Origin of the sequence: Pseudomonas sp. ArH3a (genome assembly GCF_022648765.1) — a bacterium.
Lineage (GTDB): Bacteria > Pseudomonadota > Gammaproteobacteria > Pseudomonadales > Pseudomonadaceae > Aquipseudomonas.
In genome coordinates this window covers 3,458,713-3,472,988 of the sequence record NZ_CP080330.1, presented here as the reverse complement: position 1 = coordinate 3,472,988, position 14,276 = coordinate 3,458,713, and the positions used below count along the sequence as shown (strand labels likewise).

Below are 14,276 nucleotides of genomic sequence, written 5' to 3'. Positions count from 1 at the left end.
TGCGTGAATGGTGGCGCTACCCTGCCGCCCCAGTCTTAAGGCAGTCTGAAGATCGGCAAACCGATCATTTTCACCACCTTCAGACTTCGTTAAGAAATGCCTTTGATACTCCTCCCAACATCACGTGGGAGGCGTACCGCCAATGCCCGATATCGATTGGAAGACTTCTTTGCCCCTGCTGTTCGGCCAGGCCGACAGTGCACAACTGCGCCTAGCCCGCGCCCTGCCCCACGACCCACAGCGCCCGGCATTCGAGGCGTTTATCCAACAGCGTTTTCGCATTGCCCATGGCGCCGACATCCGACACTTCATGCCTCAGCTGTTTGGCGTCAGCCAGGCTAACGGCGACCTGTGTGCGGTCGCCGGGGTACGGCTGGCAGGTGACGAGCCGCTGTTTCTGGAGCGTTACCTGGACCATCCGATCGACCCGCTGATCAGTGCCGCCGCCGAGCAAACGGTAGAGCGCCACGCCATCGCCGAAGTCGGCAACCTGGCCGCCAGCGACACCGGCAGTGCGCGCCTGAGCATCATCGCAGTGACCTGGTTACTGGCCATGGGCGGCCTGGAGTGGGTGGCGTTCACCGGCAATATCGGCCTGGTCAACAGCTTCCACCGCCTGGGGTTGAAGCCGGTCACCCTGTGCGCGGCCGACCCGCAACGCCTGGGCGATGACCGCCATCACTGGGGCAGTTACTACGAAAGCCAACCCTGGGTGCATGTCGGCAATATCCGCGCCGGGTTCATCCACTTGCGCAACATGGGCCTGTTCTCACGCCTTGGGTTGCCCACTACCTTTGAGGACACCAGCCATGTCGCCTGAAACCCGCCGCTTCCACGCTGTGCTGCGCGGCTATGCCGAACGTAACGACGGCGCCATCGCCCTGTGGGGCGATACGTTGAAAATGGATTACACCTCACTGTTTGCCGAGGTTGCCTATCGCCAGCAACGCCTGCGTGATGAAGGCGTGAACGTGGTCGCCTTGGCCTTGGACAACGGCGTCGATGCCATGCTGTGGGACTTGGCAATACTGTTCGAGGGCTTGACCTGCCTGACCCTGCCGCCGTTTTTCAGCCCTGCTCAGCGTGCCCATTGCCTTGAACAAAGCCATGCCGAACGGGTGATCGCCGAGCCGTATCTTGAGGCTGAGCTGTTGGCCGCCGGTTACCACCAAGGCGGCGACTTCTGGTGCAAAACCTTTGCAGACCGCCCTTCGATGCCGTCGGGCACGGCCAAGGTGACATTCACCTCCGGCACCACCGGGGCGCCCAAGGGCGTATGCCTGAGTGCCGATAGCGTGCTGCGGGTTGCTCGCGAGTTGCACCAGGCCAGCCACGCCACCGACCCACGTCACCACTTGGCGCTGCTGCCCATCGCGATTTTGCTCGAAAACCTCGGTTGCTACGCCGCGCTGTATGCCGGCGCCACCTTGAGTGTGCCCAGCCAGAGAAGCCTGGGTATCCAGGGCGCCAGTGCGGTGGACGCCGCGCAATTGCTCGGTTGCCTGGCGGAGCGTCAGCCCCACAGCCTGATTCTGGTCCCGCAATTACTGCTGATGTTAGTCATCGCCGCCGAACAGAAGGCGTTCAGCCCGCGAGGGCTGCGCTTTGCTGCGGTGGGTGGTGCGCGCGTTTCCAAAGCCTTGCTGCACCGGGCACAACAGTTGGGCCTGCCGGTGTTTGAAGGTTACGGGCTGTCCGAATGTGCCTCGGTGGTATGCCTCAATCGCCCCGATGCGCAGCGCCCGGGCAGCGTCGGCCGGCCCCTGCCCCACGTGGAAATCCGCTTGGCCGAAGACGATGAAGTGCTGATCAAAGGCTCGACCTTGCTCGGCTACCTGGGTCACAGCGAACAACCCGAGCAGTGGTGGCCCAGCGGCGATCTGGGCGCCTTCGATGAAGACGGCTTTCTCTACCTCAAGGGCCGCAAGAAACATCAGTTCGTCACCAGTTACGGCCGCAACGTCAACCCAGACTGGGTCGAGGCCGAATTGACCCAAGGCGGCGTCATCGCCCAGGCGTTCGTCTATGGCGAAGCCCTGCCCGAGAATCACGCGTTGCTCTGGCCCCATAGCAACACCTGCACCGACGCCCAACTGGCCGCCACCGTGGCCACAGTCAATAGCACCTTGCCCGACTACGCCCAAGTGCATCAATGGACGCGCCTGGATGAACCCTTCAGCGCCGCCAACGGTTTGCTCACTGCCAACGGCCGGCCACGGCGCGACGCCATCGTCGCGCGTTATCAAACCCAACTGTCTACCGCACACAACGAGGAAACCCCATCGTGAATTTTTTCGACACGCTGCAAGAGGCCACCCAACAGGAACGCCAGGCACTGTTCAGCCTGCCGATCATTCGGGATGCGCTGGAAGGTAAAGTCAGCCTGGAGAGCTATCGCGCGTTTCTTGCCCAGGCCTACTACCACGTTCGTCATACCGTGCCGTTGATGATGGCCTGTGGCGCGCGCCTGCCCTCGCACTTGGAATGGCTGCGCAAGGCCGTCTGCGAATACATCGAGGATGAATATGGGCATGAGCAATGGGTGCTCAATGACATCCACGCCTGTGGCGGCGACAAGGATGCGGTACGTGACGGGCGCCCGGGTTTGCCTATCGAACTGATGGTCAGTTACCTCTATGACCTGATCGCCCGCGGCAACCCGGTGGGTCTGTTCGGCATGGTCAATGTGCTCGAAGGCACCAGCATCGCCCTGGCCACTCACGCCGCCGGCAGCATTCGCGAACGCCTGCAACTGCCTGCCACGGCGTTCAGTTACCTCAGCTCCCACGGTTCCCTGGACATCGGCCATATGGAAACCTACCGCCGCTTGATGAACAGCCTGCAAGACCCGGACGACCAGGCTGCCGTGATCCATGCGTCAAAAGTGGTGTACGCCCTTTATACCGACATGTTCCGCAACCTGCCGCGTATCGGGGAGGCTGCTCATGCGCCTGTCTGATGCCCGCGTCGTGCTGACCGGCGCCAGTGGCGGTATCGGCCTGGCGATTGCCGACGCCCTGTGTGCCAGCGGGGCGCAAGTGCTGGCCGTGGCACGCCATCGCGCACCGCTGGAGCCCTTGCTCGACCAATACCCGCAGCAGCTGTGTTGGGTGAGTGCCGACCTGACCTTCCTCGCCGACCGCCGCAAAGTGCTGGCCGCGGCCGAGGCCATCGGCGGTGTCAACCTGCTGATCAACGCCGCCGGCATCAATCACTTCGCCATGCTTGAGCAGTTGGACGACAACGAAATCAACGGCATGCTGGCGTTGAACATCACCGCGCCGATCTGCCTGACCAAGCTGCTGTTGCCCCTGCTCAAGCAAGCCGAGAGCGCCATGGTGGTGAACGTCGGTTCCACCTACGGCTCCATCGGCTACCCCGGCTATGCCACTTACTGCGCCACTAAGTTTGCCTTGCGCGGGTTTTCCGAGGCGTTGCGCCGGGAGTTGGCCGATACGCGGGTGGGTGTGTTGTACGTGGCGCCGCGCGCCACCCATACGCGCATGAACAGCCAGGCGGCGCAGGCCTTGAACACGGCCCTTAAGTCCAACGTCGATGACCCGCGCATCGTCGCGTCGGCCGTGACCCAGGCAATCGCCAAGGATCGTCGCGATCTGTACTTGGGCTGGCCGGAGCGCTTCTTTGTGCGCCTCAACAGCCTGTTGCCGAACCTGGTCGACCGTGGCTTGCGCAAGCAATTGCCATTGGTACGTCGCTTGAGCGACAAACCCGTGAATAAGGATCTAAATCCATGAAACGTCTTTTCGTTGCGCTGCTGCTCACCGCCCTGAGCCCCTTCACCTGGGCCCTGGATGCGGGCGATCAGCAGCGCCTGGCTGACATCCAGACGCGCTGGGCGCATATTCAATACAACCTGCCCGAGGAGCAGCGTACCCAGGCCTTTGAACAGCTCGCCACCCAGGCGAACGCTTTCACCCAAGCCCGCCCCCAGGCTGCCGAAGCGTGGATCTGGGCCGGGATTGTCTCCAGCAGTTGGGGCGGCGCCCAAGGTGGGCTCGGCGCATTGAGCAAGGTCAAGGCAGCCAAGGTCGACCTGGAAACAGCACTCGCGCTAGACCCCAAGGCCCTGCAAGGCTCGGCCTATACCAGCCTGGCGGCGCTGTACGACCGTGTACCCGGCTGGCCGATCGGCTTTGGCGACGCCGACAAGGCGCAACAGTTACTCAAACAGGCCTTGCAACTGAACCCGGCGGGCATTGATAGTCTGTATTTCTGGGGCGACCACCTGTACCGGCAAAAACGCTATGGCGAAGCCCGGGACGCCCTGCGCAAAGCCTTGCTGGCCGCGCCACGGCCAGGTCGGGAAACTGCCGATACCGGACGCCGCAAAGAGATCGAAGGCTTACTGGCCGACGTCGACAAGAAACTCAACTGACAGGAGTCCATGTGCGGCTATTACTGATCGAGGATGATGTAGCGCTGGGCGAAGGTATTCACCAGGCGCTGGTGCGTGAGGGCTACACCGTTGACTGGCTGCAAGATGGCAGCAGTGCCTTGCATGCGCTGCTCAGCGAAACCTTTGATGTGGTCGTGCTCGATCTGGGCCTGCCGCGCATGGATGGGCTGGAAGTATTGCGTCGCCTGCGTGACAGCGGCGCCAACGTGCCGGTGCTGATCCTCACGGCGCGGGATGCCACCGAAGACCGCATCGCCGGGCTCGACGCCGGTGCCGATGACTACCTGATCAAACCCTTCGACCTGGCCGAACTCAAGGCACGCCTGCGGGCGCTACTGCGCCGTAGCGCCGGGCGTGCGCAGGTACTGATCGAACATGCGGGCATTTGCCTGAACCCCAGCACGCAACAGGTCAGCTACAACGGCGCAACCGTGCTGCTGACGCCCAAAGAATATCAACTGCTGCACGAACTGCTCTCGCCGCCCGGGCGCGTCATGACCCGCGACCAGTTGATGCAGTTGCTCTACGGTTGGAACGAAGAAGCTGAAAGCAACACCCTGGAGGTGCACATCCATCACCTGCGCAAAAAGTTCTCCAGTGAGCTGATCCGCACCGTTCGCGGCGTTGGCTACCTGGTGGAGGAGCGTCGATGACGTCGATTCGGCGGCGCACCCTGACGTTGATCATCGGCCTGCTGCTCTCCGGGTTATTGGTGATCAGCGCGCTTAACCTGCATGACAGCAACCACGAAATAGCCGAAGTCTACGACGCCCAACTGGCGCAGAACGCGCGCCTGCTCCAGGGCGTCATGAGCATGCCGCTGGCCAGTAAAGATCAGGCTGACCTGTATCGGGCGTTCAACAAAGCCTTGGGCGAAGCCATACCCAAGGTGGACGGGCACCCTTACGAAAGCAAAATCGCTTTTCAAGTGTGGAGCCCCCAGGGTGAACTGATGGTGTTTACCGCCAGCGCCCCCTCATTTGCCACGCCGCCCGCCCAACCCGGGTACAGCAATGTCAACGACCTCAATGGCCGTGAGTGGCGCGGCTTTGTGCTCAAGGACAAAGACACCGGGCTGCGGATCTGGGTAGGAGAACGCGACGACGTGCGCTCCGACCTGGTAGGCCGCATCGTGCGCCACACCTTGTGGCCCAATGTATTGGGTAGCCTGATCCTGGCTGCGATGGTCTGGCTGGCCATCGGTTGGGGGCTCAAGCCGCTGGCCAATATGGCCGCCACCTTGCGCGCACGGCATTCCGGCTCCCTGGAACCGATGCAACTGACCCCGCTGCCCATGGAACTGGAACCGATGCAAGCCGCGCTGAACCGCATGCTGGCACAGATCCAGGAAGTGCTCGGCCGCGAGCGGCGCTTTATCGCCGACGCCGCCCACGAAATGCGCACGCCCCTGGCGGTTTTGCGCGTGCACGCGCAAAACCTGTTGGAAGCCGGCACTGAAACCGAACGGCGCGAGTCCCTCGCATTTCTGATCACGGGCGTCGACCGCACCAGCCGCCTGGTCAACCAATTGCTGACCATGGCCCGTCTGGAGCCCAGCGCCGGGCAACCACCGGTGCAGGCCATCGACCTGGCGACCACCGTGCGTGACACGCTGATTCAGTTGACGCCCTGGCTGCTGAGCAAGGGCCTGGAATTGGTGTTTGACGTAGATGATGCGCACTACAGCGTGAGGTCCGAGGCGTCCGCCATCAATATCGCCCTGACCAATCTGGTGACCAACGCGGCAAACTTCTCACCGGAACACGGGGTGATCACGGTGGGCCTGCGCCAAAACACCGGCGGTTTCGAACTGAACGTGGATGACCAAGGCCCCGGCATTGACGAGAACGAGCGCGATCGGCTCTTCGAGCTGTTCTACAGCAGGGGCAATGCCGAAGGGGCAGGCTTGGGGCTGACCATCGTACAGACCATCGCCCAACGTCTTGGGGGGCATATCAGCCTGGATAATTTGGCTGACGGCGGGTTGAGAGCCTCCCTGCAGATCCCGCGATCACTTGACGAATAACCCCAGCCACTTCGCGAAGGCTTGCCCGAGCGTTAGCCGCCTATGCGCAGGTCTTCAGGGGGTAATCGCGACTTTCATGACGCCGTCGCGCTGGTGGGCGAACAGCTCATAGGCGGCCTCAATATCGTCAAGTTTGAAACGGTGCGTCACCAGCGGCGACAGATCCACCCCGCCGCTGGCCACCACGGCCATCAACCGGCGCATGCGTTCCTTGCCGCCGGGGCACAGGGTCGACACGATGCTGTAATCCCCCAGCCCCGCCCCAAACGCATCATAGGGAATACGCAAGTCACTGGAGTACACCCCCAGGCTGGACACGCGCCCGCCCGGACGCAGCACCCGCAATGCCGACTCGAACGTGCCTTGGGTGCCCAGGGCCTCGATGGCCACATCCACCCCACGGCCGTCCGTCAAGGCCATGATCTGCTCGACCACATCGCCTTTCTTGAAGTCGATGATATGGGTGGCCCCCAGGCCTCGGGCCACGCCCATGCGTTCAGTGACGCCGTCGACGCCAATGATCATCGACGCGCCCTTGAGCCGCGCGCCCGCCACCGCGCACAGGCCGATAGGCCCCAGGGCGAAGACTGCCACCGTATCGCCAATGCTCACCTCGCCGCGCTCGGCGCCGGAAAAACCGGTGGACATAATGTCCGGGCACATCAGCACCTGTTCGTCGCTCAGGCCATCGGGAATCGGGCACAGGTTGGCCAGCGCATCAGGAACCAGCACGTATTCGGCCTGGCAGCCGTCGAGGGTATTGCCGAATTTCCAGCCGCCGGCGGCGCGAAAGCCATGGCGTGTGTCGGGGCCGTCTTGGGAGCCGCAGCCGCACAGGCAGGCATAGCTTTGCCCGCTGGGGGTGATGGCGCCGGCGATCACCCGCTGGCCCTCGACAAAACCGCGTACCTGGGAGCCCAGGCGTTCAATCACGCCCACCGGCTCATGGCCGATAGTCAGCCCTTTGGCCACCGGGTACTCGCCGCGCAGGATATGCACGTCGGTGCCGCAAATAGTCGTGGTGGTGATACGTACCAATGCGTCCAGCGGACCAACTTCGGGAATCGGTTTGTCGTCTAGAACGATGCGGTTTTTTTCAACGAAAACAGCGGCTCTCATGGTAGCCATGGGGTGATCTCCTGCTCCAGGGAATACCAGACTGCGCCGTGATGGGGCCGTGCACGTTGATCATGATCAACAATCCCGCGATTGCCCTGTGCAATTGACCGGGCATTGGGTGCCTGGCCCATTCCTTGGGGTTCCACAGCGTTACCGACCCCGATGACAGTACCCGGATCATCCGTAGCGTGGCGCTCTGAGCATGACGATAGCGGAACGTATGAGTGCATTCGTACGGCGCTGAGCGCAGCATCTGCTATTGTCCAAAGACCTCATCTCCTGCTCGTCGCCTTGGCGCGATCTTCTGTGAGCATGCTCTGCGCCATCACCATTCGATGATGGCGGGCCTGAAGTTCCCGGAACGCCACCGCGATGGATAAAAGCCCCACCGACCGACCGCTGGAACCGCAATCGCGGGCCGAAAAGATCGTCGAGTTCAAACGCCAGAAAACCCTGCTCAAGACCGGCGCCCTGCAGGACGCAATCTTCAACAGCGCCTATTTTTCCAGTATCGCCACCGACGAAAAAGGCGTGATCCAAATCTTCAATGTCGGCGCCGAGCGCATGCTCGGCTACGCCGCCGAAGACGTGCTGAACCGCGTCACCCCTGCTGACATTTCCGACCCCGCCGAGCTGATCACCCGCGCCGCCGCTCTCAGCCTGGAGCTGGACACGCCCATCAACCCAGGCTTTGAAGCCCTGGTATTCAAAGCCTCACGCGGCATCGAAGACATTTACGAGCTGACCTACATCCGCAAGGACGGCAGCCGCCTGTCGGCGATGGTCTCGGTGACGGCCTTGCGCAATCGCCACGACACGATCATCGGCTACCTGTTGATCGGCACCGACAACACTGCGCGCAAACAGGAAGAAGCCGAACGCAAAGGCTTCGAACGTGCGCTGGAAGAAAAGAACCTGGAGCTGGAACACGCCAACCACATGAAGTCCGAGTTCCTCGCCACCATGTCCCACGAGCTGCGCACGCCACTGAATGCGGTGATCGGTTTTTCCGAGGCCTTGAAGGACGGCTTGGTCGGCGACATGAGCGAGGTGCAGCGCGAGTACATCGGCGACATCTTCACCAGCGGCCAGCATCTGTTGTCGCTGATCAACGACATTCTCGACCTGTCCAAGGTCGAGGCCGGGATGATGGACCTGGAGCTGGAGGCGGTTGAACTCGCCGGCTTGCTGGCCAACAGCTTATTGATCGTGCGCGAGAAAGCCGCGCTGCAACGCATCCAGTTGAAGCTCGAATGTGAGGGCGATTTCGGCACCCTGGAACTGGACCTGCGCAAGACTAAGCAGATCATCTACAACCTGCTGGCCAATGCGGTGAAGTTCAGCGAACACGGCGCCTCGGTGACCCTGGCGGTACGCGAGGTCAGCCACGCTCAGGTTGGGCAGATTCCCGGCGATTGGCCGACCCACGGCTTCGCCCTGCAACCCAGCAGCCACGAGCGCTTTCTGGAATTGAGCGTCAGCGACACCGGCATCGGTATCGCCGAAAACGACATGAGCAAGCTGTTCAAGGCGTTCAGCCAGATCGACAGCAGCCTGGCGCGCAAATTCGAAGGCACGGGCCTCGGGCTGGCGATGGTCAAGCAACTCACCGACCTGCATGGCGGCAGCGTCGCCGTCGCCAGCCGCGAAGGCGTGGGCACCCGCTTTGTGGTGTGGCTGCCCTTGCATCGTGCGCCGGAGGCCACATGGCCGAAATCCTGATCGTCGAAGACAACCAGGCGAATATGCGCCTGGCGCGGTTATTGCTGGTCAATGTCGGTCACACGGTGTTGTGGGCGGCGGATGCCGAGACCGGCCTGACCCTGGCGCGGGAAAAACAGCCGGCGCTGATCCTGATGGATATCCAGCTGCCCGGAATGGACGGCCTCGCCGCCACCCAATTGCTCAAGCAAGACCCCGACACCGCGCACATTCCGGTGATCGCCCTGACCGCCATGGCCATGAAGGGAGACCGCGAAAAAACCCGGTTGGCCGGGTGCGACGCCTACATCATCAAGCCGCTGCGCTACAAAGAGCTTTACCAGATCATCGACAGCCTGCTGCAACAACACATCAGCCCTCTTACATGAGTCCTCTCCATGGCCAGCCAACCCGCAACGCTATTGATCGTTGATGACGAACCCCAGGTTCGCAAGCTGTTGGAAACCCTGCTGCAACACGAGGGCTACCAGACCCTGAGTGCCGCCAGCGGTGAGGAAGCCTTGCAGTTGGTGGCGCAACAGCCGCCGGACCTGATCCTGCTGGACATCATGATGCCGGGCATGGACGGCTACGAGGTGGCCAGTCACTTGAAGGGCAACGAAACCACGGCGAGTATTCCGATCATCATGCTGTCGGCGCTCAGTGAGTCGAGCGCACGCGTCAGCGGGCTGGAAAGCGGCGCCGAGGAGTTCCTCAGCAAACCGGTGGAGCGTGTCGAATTGTGGCTGCGGGTGCGCAACCTGCTGCGGCTCAAAGCGCGTGGCGATCAGTTGAAGATCCATAACCTGATGCTTGAGCAACAACTGCAACGGCAAACGCCGGAACCGGCAGGCATGAGCGTGCACGACCTGGCGCGCCAGGACCTTGAAAACGCCCTGCGTGAGGCGGTTCAAACTCATCAGTTCACTGTGCATTACCAACCCAAGGTCGAGCTGCTCGGCGGCCAGATCTGCGCCCTCGAAGCGCTGCTGCGCTGGGAGCGCCCAGGCTACGGCGCGGTCTCCCCTGCGGTCTTCGTGCCCGTGCTGGAAAGCCTGGGCTTGATCGTGCCGGTTGGGCGCTGGGTGATCGAGACTGTCTGCCAACAGATCGCCGTGTGGCAACGCAACCTCGTTGGCGCCGTCGAGGTCTCGGTCAACGTCTCCGGGCATCAATTGATCGAGGGCGACCTGATTGCCGATATTGTGCAGATCCTCGCCGGAACCGGGGTTGAAGCGCATTGGCTGGAAGTTGAACTGACCGAAAGCTCGCTGATGGAAAACACCCATCACACCATCACCAGCTTGCAGCGCCTGCGGGCCATGGGGGTGAAGATTGCTATTGATGATTTCGGCACCGGTTATTCAAGCCTGGCCTATTTGCGCCGCTTTCCCATCGACACTTTGAAGATCGACATCGCGTTTATCCGCGAAGTCACCACCAACCCGCAGGACGCGGCCATCACCCGCACCATTATCGAACTGGCCCACAGCCTGGACCTGCGCGTAGTGGCCGAGGGCGTGGAAACCCAGGAACAACTGGCGTTTTTGAAGGCCGCTGGCTGCGATCAGATTCAAGGTTATCTGTTCAGCCGGCCGTTACCTGCAGCAACCCTGGAGCGTCTGCTACTGGAGCGCCTGCCGAGGGAGTGAGAGCCCTTGATCAGCCCCCGGCAACTGTGGCGAGCGGGTCTGGTTGCCACAATCGGTTTGACCCGCTACGGGTCCAACACACCGCCACTGTAACTATCCGATAACCGCGTCCCCGTGAACTTCGCGACCACCGACCCCTGCGCCACCAACCGCTCACGATGCCCGGTCACCATCCGCCCAGTTTGCGCCGCATGCAAAATCACTTCTGATGCCGCATCGCCAGGGCGGCCAATGATCCGGGCAAACCGCTGACCTTCTTCGACCTGATCACCCAGGCCTATTTCAAACACCAGCACCCCGGCGCAGGGCGCGAAGATGGTCTCCATGCAGCCCATGTCCACCACATCACCTTGCCATTCGCTGATAGCCGCGACCTCATCAATCACCCCGTTGATGCACAGCCACGCCCACAAACCATCGGCATCCTGTTGCGCCAGGGCATCGCTGACATCCGCTTGCCCACGCAACTCGATAGTGGCCGCCAAGCGCGGCGAACTGTGGTTAAGGATGGTTTCTTCAAAGGAGCCATCGCCGCCGTCCTCCCAGACAATCACCACATCCACCCGCAACGCCGCCGCCAGCGCCAACCCTTGCTCCGGCCAAAAGCTGCGATGGATATACAGATAAGGCAGCGCCTCATCGTCAGTGTGCAAATCCAGCACCAGATCAGCATCGGCGGCCAGTTCTACCAGGCTTTTTTGCCACTGCGCCACGTTGCTCGCCGGGCGCTGCATGGCCAGGGATTGATCGAAGGCACGGTTAAAATTCTGCCCGGTAGCCTCATGAAAGCGCCCCAGCAACTTGCCCTGGCGAAACTGGCCGATACCCAACGGGTTGGCCTGTGGCACCAGCGTGACGCTGCCTTTGAGGCGGCCCTGCTCCTGGCAAGCCTGCAAACGCGGCAGCAACTGGTGCAGCACCAGCATCCCGGCGATTTCATCGGCGTGCACGCCCGCTTGCAGGTGGACCGTGGGCCCACTGCCGTCGCCCTCAAAACGCCAGGCGCCGATGTGCAGCACGTTACCGGCATCGCCTGCTACCTGCCACGAAAGGTCTTTTGCCATGCCTTGCCCTCCTCTCATCATTTAATCGCTAGAGATTGAACACACGTTCAACTAACCTGAGCAGACTGTTTTTCAAAGCTGGTCTTCAACCAAAGGCATTCCCGTGACCATCGACCCTCCCAAACTGCGCCGTGCCGACCCCGATGAACGCCGGGACTTGCTGATCGCCGCGACCCTCACCAGCCTTTCCCGCGACGGGCATGCCGGGATTTCCGTGCGCAAGATCGCCGCCCAAGCCGGTGTTTCCGTAGGCTTGCTCAACCACCATTTCGGCACCATCGATGCACTCATTGCCGAGACCTACCACAAACTCGCCAATGAACTGACCAGCGCGCTATGGGCGCAAGTCGAGCTGGCCGAAGGCGCCGCCGCACGTTTGGATGCGTTTCTCAGCGCGTCCTTTTCACCACGGGTCATGGACCCCGACCTGCTCGGCGTGTGGGTGGTGTTCTGGAGCCTGATCCGCCACTCGCCCCACGTAAACCAGGCGCATGAAAACAGTTACCGCGCCTACCTGGCGCTGATCCAGCAATTGCTGGACGACCTCGCCCGCAGCGAAAACCTGGTGATCCACGACAGCCATCTGGCCGCCATCGGTCTATCGGCGATGCTTGACGGGCTCTGGCTCGAGGGGTGCCTCAACCCCGGCACCTTCAGCCCCGCCAACGGCCTGCACATCTGCCGGTGTTGGGTACAGGGGTTGCGTTACGGCGCATTCGGCGCCGACCACGTCTTGTGATTCGGGGTGGCGCGCACTGAGCATCGCCAAGGTGCCGCTGACGGCAATCAGCACCGCGCCGAGGATCAGCGACACATCCATCGACGTGCCCCAGATCAGGCTCGATAACACAAAGGCCCAGATCAACCCGGTGTACTCGAACGGCGCGAGCAAGGTCGCCGTGGCGCGGCGGAAACTGGCGAACAGCAGGAATTGACCGATACCACCGACCAGACCTGCCGCCAACATGCCCAGCCATGCCGGTGTGGGCGCCGGGGTATGGGTCCAGGGCAAGGTCACTGCCATGCAGATGACGAACACGCCATTGGTGATCAGCATCTGTTCCAGCACTGAGGTGGTCGGGTCGACCTGGCGCAGCTGGATATAGGTGAACGCCCAACACAATGCGGCGGCCAGGGTCAGCGCGATGGGCAACGGATCAACCATATGGCTGGGGCGACAGGCGATCACCACGCCGACAAAACCGATGATCAGCGAGATCCATTGGCCCCGGCTGGCGCGCTCCTTGAGGATCAGCGCCGCGAGCAGCGTGACCATGATCGGCGCGGAGAAATACAGCGTGGTCATTTCCGCCAGGGTCAGGTCCTTGGCGGCGGTGTAATACAGCAACCACGCCAGCAGCGACAGCACGCCACGGATGATCAGCAGCTTGCGGCTGACCGAGGTCCACGCACGCCGCAACAAGCCCATGCGCCCGGCCATCACACACGCACCCACCACCACCAGGCTGCGCCAGAACAGAATGCTGAACACCGAATAATCGGCCACCAGCCACTTGATCACCGCGTCCTGCAACGCCAGGAACGCGTAGGCCAGTGAGCACAGGGCAATCCCTTGCAATGCGCGGTTCTGGTTCATCCCACCGACCTGCGCAACGGTGTGCCGCGCCGTTCGGCGATGGCGTAGACGCCTTCGATGAGAAAGGTCAGGCACAGGTAAACCCCGGCCACCAGCAGCAACGGCTGATAGATTTGCAAGGTCTGCGCCCGTACCACGTTAGCCGCGCCCAAAAGATCGACCACGGCAATCGTCGAGGCCAGTGCCGTGGACTTGAGCAACATCACCGTCTCCCCGGCCAGGGTCGGCAACAGCAACCGCATTGCCCGTGGCAGGCGCACCCGCAGCAACGCCTGGCGCGGCGTCATGCCAAACGCAGACGCCGCCTCCATCTCGCCCTTGGGCACTGCCAGCAAGCCGCCGCGAATCACTTCACCCACATAGGCACCCACCGACAGCACCAGGGCGAACACGATGTACCAGTAACCGTCGCGCAAAAACGGCCAGAGGAAGCTGCCACGTATCATTGGAAACTGCGCAAACACGCTGCCCAACCCGTAGTAGAAAATGTAGATCTGGATCAACAGCGGCGTGCCCCGCAACACGCTGGTGTAGGCCAGCGCACCCCGCGCCAGCCACTTGCGCCGCGACAAGCGCGCCAGTGCCACCAGCACCGCCAGGGTAAAACCGAGCACTGCCGAGATCGCCAGCAGCGACAAGGTGGTCTGCAGCCCCTTGGCGATCAGCCCCGCGTAGTAACTTATCCACTCAGGCATGGCGA

At 62.1% G+C, this 14,276-nt stretch carries 14 protein-coding genes and 1 pseudogene; 11 read left to right on the top strand and 4 right to left on the bottom strand.

Annotated features, from left to right (window positions below; all coding sequences use genetic code 11):
* Positions 1-142: 142 nt before the first annotated feature.
* The 7 genes from K0P33_RS15655 to K0P33_RS15625 are packed head-to-tail and all read left to right on the top strand — an operon-like array spanning position 143 to position 6,443.
* Entirely contained in the window at positions 143-820 is a 678-nt protein-coding gene (locus K0P33_RS15655; protein ID WP_094950538.1) for a thermostable hemolysin, read from the top strand.
* Positions 810-2,288, top strand: a complete 1,479-nt coding sequence (locus K0P33_RS15650) for an AMP-binding protein (protein WP_242149328.1) — start codon at positions 810-812, stop codon at positions 2,286-2,288. Before K0P33_RS15655 ends, K0P33_RS15650 begins: the two co-directional genes overlap by 11 nt.
* Positions 2,285-2,959, top strand: coding sequence for an iron-containing redox enzyme family protein (locus tag K0P33_RS15645; protein ID WP_094950540.1), 675 nt, complete (start codon positions 2,285-2,287; stop codon positions 2,957-2,959). The genes K0P33_RS15650 and K0P33_RS15645 overlap by 4 nt, the downstream gene beginning before the upstream one ends.
* Positions 2,946-3,755 (top strand): SDR family oxidoreductase, encoded by an 810-nt coding sequence (locus K0P33_RS15640; RefSeq protein ID WP_242149327.1) that lies wholly within the window; start codon positions 2,946-2,948, stop codon positions 3,753-3,755. Before K0P33_RS15645 ends, K0P33_RS15640 begins: the two co-directional genes overlap by 14 nt.
* Positions 3,752-4,396 (top strand): tetratricopeptide repeat protein, encoded by a 645-nt coding sequence (locus tag K0P33_RS15635; protein WP_242149324.1) that lies wholly within the window; start codon positions 3,752-3,754, stop codon positions 4,394-4,396. The genes K0P33_RS15640 and K0P33_RS15635 overlap by 4 nt, the downstream gene beginning before the upstream one ends.
* Before the next feature lie 11 nt (positions 4,397-4,407).
* A complete protein-coding gene (locus K0P33_RS15630) occupies positions 4,408-5,070 on the top strand; it encodes a response regulator (RefSeq protein WP_242149321.1) in 663 nt (220 codons plus the stop codon).
* Entirely contained in the window at positions 5,067-6,443 is a 1,377-nt protein-coding gene (locus K0P33_RS15625; RefSeq protein ID WP_094950544.1) for an ATP-binding protein, read from the top strand. Before K0P33_RS15630 ends, K0P33_RS15625 begins: the two co-directional genes overlap by 4 nt.
* 54 nt (positions 6,444-6,497) lie before the next feature.
* Here K0P33_RS15625 and K0P33_RS15620 read toward each other — a convergent pair whose 3' ends face one another.
* Positions 6,498-7,571: an NAD(P)-dependent alcohol dehydrogenase gene (locus K0P33_RS15620; RefSeq protein WP_094950545.1), complete on the bottom strand. Its 1,074-nt coding sequence runs from the start codon at positions 7,569-7,571 to the stop codon at positions 6,498-6,500.
* A 363-nt stretch (positions 7,572-7,934) separates the two neighbouring features.
* On the opposite strand from K0P33_RS15620, the gene K0P33_RS15615 reads away from it, so the two are divergent.
* Genes K0P33_RS15615 through K0P33_RS15605 form a run of 3 tightly spaced genes read left to right on the top strand, consistent with a single transcriptional unit; the run spans position 7,935 to position 10,915 of the window.
* Positions 7,935-9,284, top strand: a complete 1,350-nt coding sequence (locus tag K0P33_RS15615) for a PAS domain-containing sensor histidine kinase (RefSeq protein WP_242149318.1) — start codon at positions 7,935-7,937, stop codon at positions 9,282-9,284.
* Positions 9,269-9,652 (top strand): response regulator, encoded by a 384-nt coding sequence (locus K0P33_RS15610; protein WP_242149316.1) that lies wholly within the window; start codon positions 9,269-9,271, stop codon positions 9,650-9,652. The genes K0P33_RS15615 and K0P33_RS15610 overlap by 16 nt, the downstream gene beginning before the upstream one ends.
* Before the next feature lie 9 nt (positions 9,653-9,661).
* Positions 9,662-10,915 (top strand): EAL domain-containing response regulator, encoded by a 1,254-nt coding sequence (locus K0P33_RS15605; protein ID WP_242149312.1) that lies wholly within the window; start codon positions 9,662-9,664, stop codon positions 10,913-10,915.
* Positions 10,916-10,980: 65 nt separating this feature from the next.
* Here K0P33_RS15605 and K0P33_RS15600 read toward each other — a convergent pair whose 3' ends face one another.
* Complete coding sequence (locus K0P33_RS15600; protein WP_242149310.1) at positions 10,981-11,979, bottom strand: succinylglutamate desuccinylase/aspartoacylase family protein; 999 nt, start codon at positions 11,977-11,979, stop codon at positions 10,981-10,983.
* A 103-nt stretch (positions 11,980-12,082) separates the two neighbouring features.
* Here K0P33_RS15600 and K0P33_RS15595 point away from each other — a divergent pair.
* Positions 12,083-12,622: pseudogene (locus tag K0P33_RS15595) on the top strand (TetR family transcriptional regulator C-terminal domain-containing protein); the annotation flags it as partial.
* Here the strand turns inward: K0P33_RS15595 and K0P33_RS15590 are convergent.
* Together K0P33_RS15590 and K0P33_RS15585 are read right to left on the bottom strand one after the other, a co-directional pair.
* Positions 12,578-13,576 (bottom strand): DMT family transporter, encoded by a 999-nt coding sequence (locus K0P33_RS15590; protein WP_242149307.1) that lies wholly within the window; start codon positions 13,574-13,576, stop codon positions 12,578-12,580. The pseudogene K0P33_RS15595 and the gene K0P33_RS15590 sit on opposite strands and share 45 nt — an antisense overlap.
* The gene (locus K0P33_RS15585) at positions 13,573-14,271 is read right to left on the bottom strand and encodes an ABC transporter permease subunit (protein WP_094950552.1); all 699 of its coding nucleotides are present in this window, start codon (positions 14,269-14,271) and stop codon (positions 13,573-13,575) included. Before K0P33_RS15585 ends, K0P33_RS15590 begins: the two co-directional genes overlap by 4 nt.
* Positions 14,272-14,276: the final 5 nt, after the last annotated feature.